This is a genomic window from Pseudodesulfovibrio sp. 5S69 (assembly GCF_037094465.1).
Taxonomy (GTDB): domain Bacteria; phylum Desulfobacterota; class Desulfovibrionia; order Desulfovibrionales; family Desulfovibrionaceae; genus Pseudodesulfovibrio; species Pseudodesulfovibrio methanolicus.
On the sequence record NZ_CP146609.1, the window covers coordinates 2650493 to 2665858 of the forward strand.

Below are 15366 nucleotides of genomic sequence, written 5' to 3' on the forward strand. Positions count from 1 at the left end.
TGGCCGACGACGCTGTTTTTTCTTTATTTGCCGGTGGCTATCTGCGATAAAGAGGAACAAATACAAACAACTGCCGTCGGATGCCATGCTCGAACTGCTCAAACGATTGTTCAAGAAGGACCAGCTGATACTGCTGGGGGCGGGCGTGTCGGTGACGGTGCTCATGATCGGACTGTACATCAGCCAACCGAAGTTCCTGCACCTGCTCAACCTGAAGATCTACGACAACTATCTCCGTCAATACCACCAGCCCGCGGCCACCAGTGTCCCGATAATCATCGACCTGGACGAGAAGAGCCTGTCCGAGCTGGGCCAGTGGCCCTGGCCGCGCTACCGGGTGGCCCTGCTCCTCAAGTACCTGACCGCCTATGGGGCCGTGGCCGTGGCCTCGGACATCATCTTCAGCGAACCCGACCGGACCTCGCCCGCGATCATGCAGGAAGACGTCAAGCGGGAGCTGCACATCGACATGGGCTTCACGGGGTTGTCGAAGGACCTCATGGATTACGACCGGCTCCTGGCCTACAACCTCAGGGGCGGTCCCTATATTCTCGGCTACGACTTCAGCCTCGCCTTCGTGCCCAGCGACCATGAATGCCGGGTGCGCCCCGCCAAGGTGGCCGTGCTCTCCTCGCCGGGCGCCCCGTCACCCCACGACTACCTGCCCCGGGGCAAGGGGATGATCTGCCCCATCCCGGTCCTGGCCGAGGCGGCCCCGGAGAGCGGCTTCATCACCATCACCCCGGATCTGGACTCCGTGTACCGCCGGGTGCCCCTGCTCTACAGTTTCGAGGGGCGATACTATCCCAGCCTGGCCCTGGCCACCCTCATGCAGGCCACGGAGCAGAAAAACATCGTCCTCAAGATGTCGCCCGTGGGCATCGAGTCCATCCGCTTCAACGATATGGTCATCCCCACCGACGGCAAGGGGCAGATGCTCATCAACTACCGGGGCGGGATACGGACATTCGAATACATTTCCGCTTCGGATGTGCTCAGCCGGAAACTGGCTCCCGGCAGCCTGCGCGGCAGGATCGCCTTCATAGGCACCTCGGCATCGGGCCTGAAGGACATCCGGGCCACGCCGCTCGATCCGGGTTTCCCCGGCGTGGAGGCGCACGCCACCGTGGTCGACAACATCCTCTCCGGGCAAATTCTCTCGGTCCCGGACTGGGCGCCGGGTCTGGAGTTCCTCGGCATGCTGGCTGGGGGGCTGGCGACCACCCTCCTGCTCATGTGGGCCCGGGCCTCCTGGATCATCCTGCCCGTGCTCTGCATGGGCGGCTCCATGTGGTATGGCTCCGTGCTCTTCTACCAGCAGCAGGGATACTTCATCTCGCCCATGTATTCCTACCTCACCCTGGGATTGACCTTCATCACCCTGACCCTGATCAAATTCTGGCGCGAGGAGATCGCCAAGCGGTATATCCACGGGGCCTTCGCCCACTACCTCGCCCCGTCGGTCATCTCCCAGATCATGGACAACCCGGAGGCCCTGACCCTGGAGGGGCAGGAAAAAGAGATCACCATCCAGTTCTCTGACGTGCGCAACTTCACCTCCCTGTCCGAAAAGCTCTCCCCCACCCAGGTCACCAACCTTCTGCACGACTACCTGACCCCCATGACCCGAATCATCACCGAGCACGAGGGGACGCTGGACAAGTTCATCGGTGATGCGGTCATGGCCTTCTGGAACGCCCCCCTGGACACCGAAAACCACCAGGAGAAGTCCTTGCGGGCGGCCCTGGCCCAACAACGAAAGCTCGAAGAACTCAACGAAGTCTTTCTCGAAAAGTACGGTTTCGCCATCGCCGTAGGCATCGGCATCCACTCCGGTTCGGTGCGCGTGGGCAACATGGGCTCGGCCGATCTCTTCGACTACACCCTCATCGGCGACAACGTGAACCTCGCCTCCCGGCTGGAGGGGCTGACCAAATACTACGGCCAGAAACTCGTGGTCAGCCAGGCCATCAAGGACGCATGCGGGGACGGCTATTACTTCCGCATCCTGGACAACGTCCGGGTCAAGGGCAAGGAAGAGCCGGTGACCATCTACACCGTGTACACCCGTGAAGAGGCCGAAGCCCGCAAGGCGGAACTCGAATTGTACGAACGGGCCCACAAGGCCTACGTGGACCGTGACTTCGCCGAGGCCGAAGCCCTGTTCCGGGAACTCCGCGAAACAGGGGCCGAAGCTGCCCTCTGCGACCTGTACATCGAACGCTGCGAGCAGATGAAGGACGATCCGCCCGACTGTCACTGGGACTGCGTGTTCACACACAAGACGAAATGACGTCTTTCCCGGCCGTTAGCAGCAAAAAAAAGAGCCGCTCACTGAGCGGCTCTTTGCGATTCGCATAGTCCCCGGTCTAGGGGTTGTTCATCATGGCTTCGATGAAGCTGTCGGGCCAGAGGGCCGGGGAGGGATCGCCTTCCATGAGCCGCTCCTTGCCCGCCTCGTCCAGCTCGAAGCCGTTCTTGATGAAGCTGGTGTAGAACCCGGCCGCGTCGATGTCCCCGATGAGGATGCATCCGGCCAGGACGTTATCCTTGAAAATAAGCTTGCGGTAGATCGAGTTCTCGCGGTCCAGGAACACGGCGGTCTCGTACTGGTCGTCGTCGGCCAGGTTGGTCTCGCCCACCGAGATGGTCGGCAGCCCATAGTAGGTGATGGAGTTCATGGACAGGCCGCCGGTGTACGGCCTTTCGGCCCCGGCCATGTTCCGTCCCGCGTACCGGCCCTGGGTGTAGGCGTTGGGCCAGATGGGACGGACCGTGTACTCGCCGGTCAGGAGATCCTTGGCCTCGGCCACGTCGCCCGCGGCAAAGACGTCCGGGTCGGAGGTGGCCATGTAGTCGTCTACGCGGATGCCCTGCTCCGTGACCAGCCCAGCCTGGATGGCCAGGCCCATGTTCGGGCGCACGCCCGCGGCCACGATGACCACGTCAGCCGGGACCATGCCCTGGTCGGTCTCCACACCCTTGATGGTACCGTCCTCGTAGCGGACTATCTCCTTGGTGCCCGTGCCCTGCATGAAACGGATGCCGTTCTTCTCCAGGTGGTTCACGATGAGCTCGCCCGCGGTCTCGTCGAAGTAGGTGCGCATGATCCGGGAGCGGACCACGATGGTCACGTCCACGCCCTTCTCGGCGAACCCTTCCGCGGCCTTGAGCGCGATGAGCCCCGCGCCGATGACCACGACCTTCTTGACCTTGTCCACCAACTCCTTGAGGGTTTCGGCGTGGGCCACGGTGGTGAAGTTGTGCACCCCCGGCCCCTCGATGCCGGGCAGGGCCGGCTTGACCGGCGTGCCGCCCGTGGCCAACAGCAATTTGTCGTATTTGACCTTGTCGCCGCAGTCGAGGATCAGGACCTTTTCCTTGGCATCCACGGACAGGACGCGGGAGCCCAACCGCATGGCCACCTGGTTTCGCTCGTAGAATTCTTCAGGGCGGAACGGCAGGGTGTCGAACTTGATCTTGTCCGACAGATAATAGGAAATGAGCGGACGGCCGTAGGTCGGCACGGCCTCGTCGCTGATGACCGTGATGGAGCCGGTCTTGTCGTGCTGGCGAATACCCTCGATGGCGCCGATGGCCGAAACGCCGTTTCCTACAATAACGTAATCCATGCGGAACTCCTCCTGATCCAATTCTCAACGCGTTGACAATTCTGACAAACCGAGGCCGCCAAAACTTGCCGGACCGACTTTTTACACATTTTTTAGTTAAAAATCCATACTTAATAATTTAAACGGTTGTTTCATGGTAATTATTTGATATTATTCATTAAACACTATTTTAAAAGATTTGCAAGATAGGGGAAGAAAAGCTATTTAGGGCACCGCCAAAACCACACCAGAAAACGAGAATATCCAACGTGAGCATAGACGGACACAAGATACTCATTGCCAACAGAGGCGAGATCGCCGTGCGGATCATGGAGGCATGCTCCGACCTCGGCCTGCCCTTCGCGGCCCTGTATACGGAAGAGGACTCCCAGTCCGGCCACCTGGACGTGGCCCGCAGGCTGGGCGGAGAAAGATCCCTGTACCGAATCCACAACTACCTCGACGCCGGGGACATCCTGTCCGTGGCCGACGAGGCCGGGGCCACGGCCATCCACCCCGGATACGGCTTTTTTTCCGAAAACTACCGCTTCGCCCGGCGCGTGGTCCAGCGGGACCGCCCCATGACCTTCATCGGCCCCTCCTGGGAGGTCATCCGGGACCTGGGCGACAAGATCAACACCAAGCGCATCGCCCGCGCCCTGGGCGTCCCCACCGTGCCCGGCTCGGACCGGGCCATATATGATGAATTGGAGGCCGAGGCCATTGCCGAGAGCCTGTTCGAATTCCAGGCCAAGATGGGAATAAAGAGGCCCGTGGTCCTGGTCAAGGCCTCGGCGGGCGGCGGCGGCATGGGCATCGACGAGTGCGAAGACATGGCCCGCTTCCGGCAGACCTATCGGCGCATCCGTAACTATTCTCTGCGGACCTTCAACGATGAAGGCGTACTCATCGAGCAGCGCGTGTTCAACTTCAACCACCTGGAAGTGCAGATCGTGTCCGACCGGTCCGGGACCAACCCGGTCCACTTCGGCACCCGTAACTGTTCGGTCCAGTCGCCCGGCCTGCAGAAACGCATAGAAGTGGCCCCCGGCTTCTGGCCGCAGGGGCTCCGCTACACGTTCGACGCGGGCAAACTCCTGGACGACATCACCCGCTACTCCCTCTCTATCGCCAAGGAGATCAAGTACGACAACGTCGGCACCTGGGAGTGGATCGTCACCCCGAACGGCGAGCCGTTCCTCATGGAGGTGAACACCCGCATCCAGGTGGAGAACGGCGTGTCGGCCTGTATCAGCTCGGTCAAGGGCGACCGTGACGTGAACCTGGTCCGCGAGCAGATCCGCATCGGCCTGGGCGACCCTTTGGGCTATACCCAGGACGACGTGTCCTTCGACGGCGTGGGCATCGAATACCGGCTCATCGCCGAGGACACCGAGAGCGGCTTCGCCCCCTGGGTGGGCAAGATCGAGGAGCTCAAGTGGCCGGACCGCGAGTGGCTGACAATGCACACGCACGTACCCACGGACCGCACCTACCAGATCCCCACCGAGTACGATCCCAACCTGGCCCTGGCCATCATCTGGGGCAAGGACCTGGAAGAAGCGAAGGCGCGCGGCCTCCAGTTCCTGAACGAACTCAGGCTGAACGGCTCGGACTCCTCCGGAGGAGCCATGAAGTCGAACATCCCCTTTCTGATCGCAAAAACCGCCAACCTCCTCGAATTCTAAGCCTATGAATATAGAAAAAACACTCCAGTCCCTGCTGGGCCGGGTGACCTACGCCCGCGACATCCTGGGCAACAAATCCCGCCCCGAGTTGGACGCGTTCGCCACGGAAATCGGCGACTTCCAGGAAAAGAACGCCGACCTTTCCGAGGATCAGGCCATTCGAGCCGTGGAATCCCTGGAAAAGCGGCTGTCCGCCATGGAGACCGCCATCGACGCCCAACTGACCGCCATGGACAAGGTGCGCATCGTCCGCCACCCCCAACGGGCCAGCCTCAAGGACATTCTCGAAAACGTCTACGACAACTACGCCGAGATGGGCGGACAGGACGAACACTCCATCGATCCCGGCATGCTCATCGCCCGCGCCTACATCACCCGGCGGCGCGGCAAGAAGATCATCAACCAGCCGGTCATGGTCGTGGGCCAGGAAAAAGGCCACGGCGAGGAATTCCGCAACGGCGGGTCCATCAAGCCGTGGGGCAACTCCAAGGCGCTGAAGTACATGAAGGTCGCGGCCAGGGAGCAGATCCCCATCCACGCCTACGTGAACACGCCGGGCTCCTACCCCATCGAGGACTTTCCGGGCGCCGCCCAGCAGATAGCCGAGAACATTTATGAAATGGCCGGGCTCGACGTGCCCATCGTGGCCATCTTCTCCGAAGGCGGCTCGGGCGGAGCCGAGGCCATCGGCATGGCCGACAAGCGGCTCATGCTCTCCCACGGCTATTACTCGGTCATCTCACCCGAGGGCGCGGCCGCCATCGAGGGCCGCATCCGCGGGAGCGAGCGCGCCCCGGCCGAACTCATCGAGTCCTGCGCCATGGCCCAGAAAATCACCGCCCAGGACAACCTGGCGGGCGGGTACATCGACGAGATCATCCAGGAGCCGCCGCTGGGCGCGCGGGCCGATCACTTCGATTTCTTCAAGCAAGTCCGCGAGCAGGTCATCCGGGCCACGGACGAGGTCGCCCTGAACGTGCGCGGCGTACGCCTGTTCCGCGCCGTGGCCCTGCGCCATTTCAAGAAGAATACCGACGTCATCGTCCGCTGGTCCCTGAACGAAAAAGCCCGCGAGCGCCTGGTCGCCAAGCGGTTCCGCAAATACCGCCGCCTGGCCCAGCACGCCTACCAGGACAACCGCTCCCTGCTGGAGAAACTCAGCGCCACCAGTTCGGGCATCGTCTCCAACACGGCCAGCCTGATTCTGTACGGGCTGATCAAGCCGTTCAAGCACCGCGTGGAGCGGATTGTCGAAGAGGCTTCGGACGAGATCCACGTGATCACGGCCAAGTTCGACGCCGTGTTCCGCGGCCTGCTCAAGAAGATCGGCGTAAAACCGGGCATGGACAAACAAAAGGAACTGGAGCTGACCGGACTATCCCAGGCCGAGCCCGAAGCGCCCGCCCTGGTCAACGACAGTGACTACGTCAGCCCCCAGGCCCGCCAGGACCGCGAGATATCCTGCCCCCACGCGAGCAAGCGCGGCTGCCTGGACATCTGGGCGCGGGACCTGTTCACGGACTACGCCGGGGTCTGCCCCAACTGTGGTTACAACTTCCCCATGGAGTACCAGTGGTATCTCCACAACGTCTTCGACCGAGGCTCGGTGCGCGAGTTCAACCGTGACATCGCCTCGGGCAACCCGACCGGCTTCCCCAACTTCGACGCCCGGGTCGAAGCGGCCAAAAAGAAGACAGGCCTGGAATCCAGCTGTCTGACCTTCAACGCCAGCCTCGAAGGGCTGCGCGTCACTTGCGCCACCCTGGTGGCCAACTTCCGCGGCGGGTCCGTGGGCGCAGCCGAGGGCGAAAAGTTCATCCGCGCCCTGGAGTTGGCCCAGACCAAGCACCAGCCCTTCCTGGCCTACATCCACGGCACGGCGGGCATCCGCATCCAGGAGGGCGTCAACGGCCTGATCCAGATGCCCAGGGTGACCATGGCCGTACGCCGCTACATTGAGGAAGGCGGCCTGTACATCGTCCTGTACGACACCAACTCCTATGCCGGTCCCGTGGCCTCGTTCCTGGGCTGCTCGCCCTACCAGTACGCGGTGCGCTCCTCCCGCATCGGATTCGCCGGCCCCGGCGTCATCAAGGAAACCACCGGACTGGAGATCCCGCCCAACTACCATAATTGCTACAAGGCCCTGTCTCGGGGCCACATTCAGGGCGTGTGGAGCCGCAAGGACATCCGCAAGAACCTGCACCAGGCCTTCCTGACCATCGGCGGACGGAACCTCTACTACCGCTAACTCCTTCCCCCGATTCGGCAAAACGAGGCAGCCCGTGCGGGCTGCCTTTTTTTGTCCTGAAACACAATTTTGGGCGACCTGTCACCAGTCGGTAACAACCGAACCCGCAACGCATGTAACAGAGTCGGGGCGCATGTCACTTGGCGGTGCCTGCATTGCCGTCCAAGCGGCAAAATGGTGAAACCCTTCTATCCATGCAACCTCGTCAACACGCACTCAATCTGCCCTACTCAGCCACAGGGGGACGACGATGCACACGGGACTAGCGACAGAGATGCTGACCAATCTTCCCACGGGGACCATGTTGACCCGAACCCTCGTGCTCATCACCATCCGGGACTATACCAAACTCAGGGAGATGTACGGACAGAGCTTCGTCGACCTCCTGGAAAAGGAACTCGGTGATTCCCTGGGGGCCACCGCGGCGGGCAACAACGCCCGAGGCATCCGCGTCACCCGGCCCACTGCGGGCAAGGCCGCCTTTCTCGTCCCCCAGGACAATAACCCGGCCGACATCGCCTACGAATACAAGACCCAGGCCCAGAAGGACCTGGAACCGACCATGCTCCGCCATACCGGCCTGGGCATCGACCTCGGCATGGGCTTCGCCCCGATCACCTACCATGAGGAAGACGGCGGCTGGGATGCGGCCATGCACAAGGCGCTGAGCATCGCCCTGCGTATGGAGAGCCGTCCCCTGGACATGAACGAGCTGTCCATCACCGGCCGGTTCAACACCATCCTGGTTCAGGGATGGGTCTCGGCCCACTACCAACCCATCCTCGACTTCCGCACGGACACCATCCTGGGCTGGGAGGCCCTGGCGCGCGGCCCCGAGGGGTCCGCCTTCCGCTCCCCGGTCATGCTCTTCCAGACCGCCGAGGAACTCGGCCGTCTGTTCGCCCTGGAAAAACTCTGCCGGGAGGCGGCCATCCGCAACGTGGGCGAACTCAAGGACGGCCAGAAACTCTTCCTGAACATCCACCCCAAGACCATGGCCGACCCGGCCTTCTCGCCCGGCCAGACCTTGGAACTCATGGACAAGTACGGATTGACCCCTGACAACGTGGTCTTCGAGATCACCGAGCAGCACTCGGTCCAGGACTTCGACCTTTTCTACCGGACTCTGGCTCACTACCGCAGCCAGGGGTTCCAGATCGCGGTGGACGACGCGGGTGCGGGCTACGCGGGCCTGACCCTCATCGCCGAGCTCCAGCCCGATTACATCAAGCTCGACAAGTCGCTCATCGACGACATCCACAAGGACCCGGTCAAGCGAGCCCTAGTCGAAACCACGGCCACCTTCGCGGACAAGATCGGCTCCCGGATCATCGGTGAGGGCATCGAGACCCGTGATCAGGCGGTCTGCCTCAAGGACATCGGCGTGCACTGTGGACAGGGCTATTTCCTGGCCCGCCCGGCCGCACCCAAGCCGGATGTCAACGAGGAGTGCCGTCACCTCAAGACCGTGGGCGACATCGCCAACAACATCATCTGCTCCCCGCCCGTGGGCGACCTAGCCAAGGCCCCCCACTCCATGGAGTTGTCCTGCCTGGTCTCCACGGCCCACGACTTCTTCCGCAAGAACGACAGCTTCACCAACATCGTGGTGGTCCGCGACAACGTGCCCAAAGGGCTGGTCATGGAATACCACCTCAACCGCCAGCTTTCCTCCCAGTTCGGCATCGCCCTGTACCACAAGCGGTCCATCGACGCGGTCATGGACAAGAGCCCGCTCATCGTGGATGTGGATATGCCTGTGGAACAGGCCGCGCGCACGGCCATGAAGCGCGAGCACATCAAGGCCTACGACGACATCATCGTGACCAAGAAGGGATTGCTCTACGGCGTGGTCACTGTCCAGGACATGCTCAACGTCCTGGCCAAGATCCAGGTGGAGATGGCCAAGGGCACCAATCCCTTGACCGGCCTGCCTGGAAACGTCGCCATTGAACAGGAGGTCGAGTCGCGCATCAAGCAGAAACGACCCTTCTCCATCATCTACGGCGATCTGGATCATTTCAAGGTCTACAACGACACCTACGGATTCAAGAACGGCGACCGGATCATCAAGCTGGCCGCGGACATCATGTCCTGGGCCACGCGCAAGCACGGGCCCAGCGATGCCCGGCTGTGTCATATCGGCGGCGACGATTTCGTACTCATCACGCCGCCCGACGCGGTCCGGCGGCTCTGCAAGTCCATCACCCGCTGCTTCGGCCGCCTGGTCAAGAACTGCTACTGCCTCGAAGACCAGCAGCGCGGCTGGATACAGGCCAAGGGCCGTGACGACAAGGAACGCAAATATCCCCTGGTAACCATCTCGCTCGGCGTCATCGAAATCGACGGCCCCTGCTCCCTTATGGAAATCGGCGAGCGCGCCGCGCACATCAAGAAATACGCCAAATCCATCCCCGGCAACTCCGTGGCCATCGACCGCAGACCCGCCGTGGGCAAGGTCGAATCGTCCAACGTCTGCAAATGATATTTTGTTAAAGCAGGACTTGAAGGCCGCTCAATGGCTATGGATGAATAAATTCGCCTCCGGCGGCCGGAACGCTGCCCCGGACCCCGCCAGAGAACCTTTTGAAAAAGGTTCTCTGGACTCTCCAAAACTTTTTGGTGCTCGCTGCGCTCGAAGCCGTGCGAACGCATCACCTGCCTCATCCGCCTCCATCGACAACTCCTCACTAGATAGCCTCATTTAGGCTCCCTACCCCGCGAAGCGGCAAAAAAAGTTTCGGAAGGGAGAAGGGATGGAGGTCCGGGAAGGAGAGGGAAACCCTTTCCTCGAAGAGTTTCCCTCTCCCTTCCCCGGCTGCCGCAGGCATGCACGACGAAAAAGGGCCGGTGAAACCGGCCCTTTTTCGTCGTGTGGTATCTATCGCGTCAGTTTGCGAAACTTCAGCCGGTGCGGCTGGTCGGCATCGGCGCCGAGGCGTTTTTTGCGGTCGGCGTCGTAGTCTGAGTAGTTGCCTTCGACCATGACCACCTTGGCGTCGCCTTCGAAGGCGATGATGTGGGTGGCGATGCGGTCGAGGAACCAGCGGTCATGGCTGATGACCAGGACACAGCCCGCGAAGTTTTCCAGGCCGTCTTCCAGGGCGCGCATGGTGTTGACGTCCAGGTCGTTGGTCGGTTCGTCGAGCAGGAGCACGTTGGCGCCGGATTTGAGCATCTGGGCCATGTGCACGCGGTTGCGTTCGCCGCCGGACAGCACGTCGACCTTCTTCTGCTGGTCGGCACCGGCGAAGTTGAAGCGCGAGCAGTAGGCCCGGGCGTTGATTTCGCGGTCGCCGAGCTTGATGAACTCGGCTCCGCCGCTGATGATCTCGTAGACGGTCTTGCCGGGAATCAGGGAATCGCGATTCTGGTCCGCGTAGGCGAGCTTGACCGTGGCCCCGAGGGTCAGGGTCCCGGAATCGGGCTGTTCCTGGCCCACGATCATCTTGCACAGGGTGGATTTGCCCGCGCCGTTGGGGCCGATGATTCCGACGATGGCGTTGGGCGGCAGAATGAAGCTGACGTCCTCCATGAGCAGCTTGTCGCCCATGGACTTGGTCACGTGCTCGGCCACGACCACCTGTTTGCCCAGATGCGGTCCCGGCGGGATGTAGATCTGGAGATCGTCGGCCAACCGTTCGGATTCATGGGAGAGCATGGACTCGTAGGCGTTGATGCGCGCCTTGGACTTGGCGCGACGGCCCTTGGGCGACATGCGTATCCATTCGAGTTCCCGTTGCAGGGTCTTCTGGCGGTCGGCCTCCTGCTTGCCCTCCTGGGCCAGTCGGTTCTGCTTCTGATCGAGCCAGGACGAGTAGTTGCCCTTCCAGGGGATGCCCCGCCCGCGGTCGAGTTCGAGGATCCAGCCCGCCACGTTGTCCAGAAAGTAGCGGTCGTGGGTCACGGCGATGACGGTGCCGGGAAAGGAGGACAGGAACCGCTCCAGCCAGGCCACGGAGTCCGCGTCCAGGTGGTTGGTGGGCTCGTCCAGGAGCAGGATGTCCGGGGCCTGGAGCAGCAGGCGGCACAGGGCCACGCGGCGGCGCTCGCCGCCGGAGATGACCGACACCGGACTGTCGGCCGGGGGGCAGCGCAGGGAGTCCATGGCCATCTCGAGCTTGGAGTCGATGTCCCACGCGCCCTTGGCGTCCATGAGTTCCTGGACCTTGCCCTGTTTCTCGATCAAGGCGTCCATCTCCTCGGGCTCCATGGGTTCGGCGAACTTCTCGTTGATGGCGTTGTATTCGCGGACGATGTCCATGACGTCGGCCACGCCCTCCTCGACCACCTCGCGCACGGTGCGCGTCTCGTCGACCAGGGGTTCCTGTTCGAGATAGCCGACGGTGTAGCCGTCCTTGACCTGGATTTCGCCTTCGAACCGATCGTCCACTCCGGCCAGGATCTTGAGCAGCGACGACTTGCCCGAGCCGTTCAGGCCGAGCACGCCGATCTTGGCGCCGTAGAAGTAGGACAGGGAGACGTTCTTGAGCACCTCCTTCTGTCCGTGACGCTTGGTCACCTTGTACATGGAGTAGATGATCTTTTCCGCTTCGTTGCTCATGCATTGACCTCGTTGAAAGTGGATTTCGTAAGCAGCCGCTTTAGGTATACGACTGCAACACCGCTTTCAAGTCGTTTTTGTCGTAACCGTGCTCAGCGAGCCTGTCTCCGTGCCCGAAGACCGGTTTGTCCTCGCGGTAGATGACACCCAGCGGGATCCGGTCGCCGAACTCCTCGCTCAGGGTCATGGCCGACGCCCAGTCGGTGGGGTCGTGATCCTCAAGGATGTAGGTGCGCTCCTTGTACCAGGCGTAGGTGTTGACCTTGTTGAAGGAGACGCAGGGCTGGAGGATGTCCACCAGGGAGAAACCCTTGTGGGCCATGGCCTCCTTGATGGTCGCGACCAGGTGTTCGGACTCGCCGGAGAAGGCCCGGGCCACGAAGCTCGCGCGCATGGCCACGGTGGTGGCCACGGGGTTGAAGCCGTCGGACCGGTTGCCTTCGGGCTGGGCCTTGGTCACGTGGCCGCGCGCCGAGGTCGGGCTGGCCTGGCCCTTGGTCAGGCCGTAGATCTGGTTGTCGTGGACGAGCACGGTCAGGTCCATGTTGCGCCGCACGGCGGCCAGGAAGTGATTGCCGCCCTCGCCGTAGCTGCATCCGTCGCCGGAGGAGACGAGCACGTGCATCTTCGGGTTGGCCATCTTGATGCCCTGGGCCACTGGCAGCGACCGGCCGTGGAGTCCGTTGAACATGTTGCAGCGCATGTAGTGCGGCAACTTGGCCGCCTGGCCGATGCCGGAGGATATGATGATGTCGTGGGGCGCGAGGTCCTGTTCGGCCAGGGCCTGCTTAAGGCACTTTACGATGGAGAAGTTGCCGCAGCCCGGACACCACGCGGTCTCGAATTCGCCGTATTCTTCGATGGAAACCATAGTTCGCTCCCTGGTCTAGAGGATGTCGGTAAGGCCCTTGAGGACGTATTCCCAGGTCATGGCCCGGCCGTCGAAACGCAGGATGCGGTCGGGCACCATGAATCCGGTCTCGCGGGCGATGAGCTGGGCGAACTGGGCCGTGGCGTTGCCTTCCACGGCGATGACCCGGCCTGCGCTTTCGAGGAAGTCCATGAACTGTTCCTCGCGCAAGGGATAAACCTGCTTGAAGTGCAGGATGGCCAGGGACTTGTCGCCCTCATAGCGGTCCAGGGCCTCCAGGCAGGCGCCCAGGTTGGGGCCCCAGCAGACCAAGAGTGCGTCGGGGTTGTCCTCGCCGTAGTAGTCGGGGCCGATGACTTCCTCGAACAGGCCGGACGCCTTGCGCAACCGCTTGGAGTTCATGGCCACGCGGGTCGCCTTCTTCTCGGAGATGGCGGAGTTCTCCTCGTGGGTGTGGGAATCGGCCCGGACCAGGGCCTCGGAGAAGCCGGGAACGAGCCTCGGGGAGATGCCGTCGTCGGTGATGGCGTACCGCTTGTACTCGCCCTCCTTCCACTCCAGGAGCGGCCCGGCGACCTCGGGAAGGCCGTCCAGGTCAAATGGCTCAACGTCGCGGTAGCAGTCGGCCAGATACTGCTCGGACAGGATGAAGACCGGGGTCTGGTAGGTCTCGGCCAGGTCGAAGGCCCGGTGGGTCAGGTAGAAGCAATCCTCGGGCGTGGCCGGGGCAAAGATGGCCCTGGGAAACTCGCCGTGCCCGGCGTTGAGGACCAGGTTGAGGTCCGCCTGCTCGGTGCGGGTGGGAAGGCCGGTGGCGGGGCCCGGACGCTGGACCACCACGCAGACGATGGGGGTCTCGGACACGCCGGCCAGGCTGACGGCCTCCTCCATGAGGGCGAAACCGCCGCCCGAGGTGGTCACCAGGGCCCTGGCCCCGGCGTAGGATGCGCCGAGCGCCATGTTCATGGCCGCGATCTCGTCCTCGACCTGCTCGTATTGCAGGCCCAGGGGCGCGCCCTTGGCGATGAGGGTCATGGCCACCCCGGTGGACGGGGTCATGGGATAGAAGGAGACGAAGTTGCAGCCCGCGGCCAGGGCGCCCAGGCCGATGGCCTCGTTGCCGTTGATCATCATCCGTCCCTTGTGGCCGCCGGACTTGATGTCGCAGAAAAACTCGTGGTCCTGGTCGGAAACCCAGGCGTAGGCCTTGCGCAGGACGTCGAGGTTGGCCTCGACCACCTCGTCGCCCTTCTTGCCGAAGGTCTGCCGGAGCAGTCCCTCCAGGATGGCGAGGTCGAGATTGACGGCCCGGCCGAGCACGCCGAGCATGGCGGTGTTGTGGAAAAGCTTTTTGGAGGAGAGCTCCTCGTAGGGAATGCGCAACGCGTTCAGCCCTGCGGTGTCGAGGTCGGCGCCGGCCACAACCAGACCGCCCTCCCCCACGTCGTTCAGATGTTTTTCGAGGGTCTCCGCATTGAGGGCCGCCAGGATGTCGATGGTCTCGGTCCCGCCGAGCAGATCCTCCTCGCCCATGCGGATGGCGTAGGTGTTGTGCCCGCCGCGCACCCTGGACATGTAGCGCTGGGTCACCAGAAGATGATGTCCAGCCCTGGTTATGGCCTTGGAAAGCAACTGGCCGATGGTGACCAGTCCCTGGCCCGCCGCGCCGCCGATGACGATGTTGATGCTTTTTTCTGGCATGCGGTCCCCTGGTTGTGGTTGAAAAAAGGCCGGGAGGAATGGTTGGTTGCCTCCCGGCCGGATTGATTCGGCTGATTATGCGTTGGTCGGCGGGGTGAAGACCCGGGTGCCGAGGTCGCGGTCGAGCATGAACAGTCCGCCGCCGTCGCCCACGAGTTTGAGCTTGCCGACCACGTCGCTGACGGTGTCCTCTTCCTCGACCTGCTCGGAGATGAACCATTGCAGGAAGATGCCCACGGCGTGGTTGCGTTCCTCCACGGCCAGATCGGCGATCTTGTTGATGCGCGCGGTCACGCCCTTCTCATGTTCCAGGGCGTCCTCGAAGGCGGCCAGCGGTGTCTCCCAGGCGTGTTGCGGAGCATCGATGGCGCCGAGTTTGGCGTGGCCTCCGGCATCGTTGATGTATTTGAAGAAGCGCATGGCATGGAACATCTCCTCCTGATACTGGGCGTCCATCCACGTGGCGAACCCGGACAACCCCTCATGGGCGAAATGGGAGGACATGGAAAGATATAAATTGGCGGAATAGATTTCCCAATTCATCTGTTCGTTGAGCGCATCTTCCAGTTTCTCGCTGAGCATGACTGACGTCTCCTTGACTTTGGTGTTCTCGTATATGCGGTCGGGGCGAGCTCGCGCCCTCGTTCCAGTGGATGACAATAATCATCATGAGCAAAATG

The 15366-nt window shown here is 62.3% G+C and carries 9 protein-coding genes; 4 read left to right on the forward strand and 5 right to left on the reverse strand.

Annotated elements, in window-relative coordinates:
• Window positions 1–85: 85 nt before the first annotated feature.
• Window positions 86–2293: a CHASE2 domain-containing protein gene (locus V8V93_RS12650; RefSeq protein WP_338666952.1), complete on the forward strand. Its 2208-nt coding sequence runs from the start codon at window positions 86–88 to the stop codon at window positions 2291–2293.
• 76 nt (window positions 2294–2369) lie between these two features.
• Here the strand turns inward: V8V93_RS12650 and V8V93_RS12655 are convergent, their stop codons facing one another.
• Window positions 2370–3632, reverse strand: coding sequence for an NAD(P)/FAD-dependent oxidoreductase (locus V8V93_RS12655; protein WP_338666953.1), 1263 nt, complete (start codon window positions 3630–3632; stop codon window positions 2370–2372).
• Between the two features lie 248 nt (window positions 3633–3880).
• Here V8V93_RS12655 and V8V93_RS12660 point away from each other — a divergent pair, with 248 nt between their 5' ends.
• From V8V93_RS12660 to V8V93_RS12670, 3 genes are all read left to right on the forward strand, one after another.
• The gene (locus V8V93_RS12660) at window positions 3881–5299 is read left to right on the forward strand and encodes a biotin carboxylase N-terminal domain-containing protein (protein WP_338666954.1); all 1419 of its coding nucleotides are present in this window, start codon (window positions 3881–3883) and stop codon (window positions 5297–5299) included.
• A gap of 4 nt (window positions 5300–5303) precedes the next feature.
• On the forward strand, window positions 5304–7550 hold the full coding sequence (locus V8V93_RS12665; protein WP_338666955.1) for a carboxyl transferase domain-containing protein: 2247 nt from the start codon (window positions 5304–5306) through the stop codon (window positions 7548–7550).
• 301 nt (window positions 7551–7851) lie between these two features.
• The gene (locus V8V93_RS12670; RefSeq protein WP_338666956.1) at window positions 7852–10035 is read left to right on the forward strand and encodes a GGDEF domain-containing protein; all 2184 of its coding nucleotides are present in this window, start codon (window positions 7852–7854) and stop codon (window positions 10033–10035) included.
• A gap of 396 nt (window positions 10036–10431) precedes the next feature.
• Here V8V93_RS12670 and ettA read toward each other — a convergent pair whose 3' ends face one another.
• The 4 genes from ettA to V8V93_RS12690 all read right to left on the reverse strand — a co-directional run bounded on the left by ettA (window position 10432) and on the right by V8V93_RS12690 (window position 15268).
• On the reverse strand, window positions 10432–12114 hold the full coding sequence (ettA, locus tag V8V93_RS12675) for an energy-dependent translational throttle protein EttA (protein ID WP_338666957.1): 1683 nt from the start codon (window positions 12112–12114) through the stop codon (window positions 10432–10434).
• Window positions 12115–12154: 40 nt separating this feature from the next.
• The gene (locus V8V93_RS12680) at window positions 12155–12985 is read right to left on the reverse strand and encodes a 2-oxoacid:ferredoxin oxidoreductase subunit beta (RefSeq protein WP_338666958.1); all 831 of its coding nucleotides are present in this window, start codon (window positions 12983–12985) and stop codon (window positions 12155–12157) included.
• 15 nt (window positions 12986–13000) lie between these two features.
• On the reverse strand, window positions 13001–14686 hold the full coding sequence (locus V8V93_RS12685) for a 2-oxoacid:acceptor oxidoreductase subunit alpha (protein ID WP_338666959.1): 1686 nt from the start codon (window positions 14684–14686) through the stop codon (window positions 13001–13003).
• Between the two features lie 75 nt (window positions 14687–14761).
• Window positions 14762–15268: a ferritin gene (locus tag V8V93_RS12690; RefSeq protein ID WP_338666960.1), complete on the reverse strand. Its 507-nt coding sequence runs from the start codon at window positions 15266–15268 to the stop codon at window positions 14762–14764.
• Window positions 15269–15366 lie beyond the last annotated feature (98 nt).

Bases quoted from the DNA above. Each gene is read 5' to 3' on its own strand.
- V8V93_RS12650 (WP_338666952.1), top strand. From the start codon at position 86: ATGCTCGAACTGCTCAAACGATTGTTCAAGAAGGACCAGCTGATACTG.
- V8V93_RS12665 (WP_338666955.1), top strand. From the start codon at position 5,304: ATGAATATAGAAAAAACACTCCAGTCCCTGCTGGGCCGGGTGACCTAC.
- ettA (WP_338666957.1), bottom strand. From the start codon at position 12,114: ATGAGCAACGAAGCGGAAAAGATCATCTACTCCATGTACAAGGTGACC.
- V8V93_RS12690 (WP_338666960.1), bottom strand. From the start codon at position 15,268: ATGCTCAGCGAGAAACTGGAAGATGCGCTCAACGAACAGATGAATTGG.
- V8V93_RS12655 (WP_338666953.1), bottom strand. From the start codon at position 3,632: ATGGATTACGTTATTGTAGGAAACGGCGTTTCGGCCATCGGCGCCATC.
- V8V93_RS12680 (WP_338666958.1), bottom strand. From the start codon at position 12,985: ATGGTTTCCATCGAAGAATACGGCGAATTCGAGACCGCGTGGTGTCCG.
- V8V93_RS12685 (WP_338666959.1), bottom strand. From the start codon at position 14,686: ATGCCAGAAAAAAGCATCAACATCGTCATCGGCGGCGCGGCGGGCCAG.
- V8V93_RS12670 (WP_338666956.1), top strand. From the start codon at position 7,852: ATGTTGACCCGAACCCTCGTGCTCATCACCATCCGGGACTATACCAAA.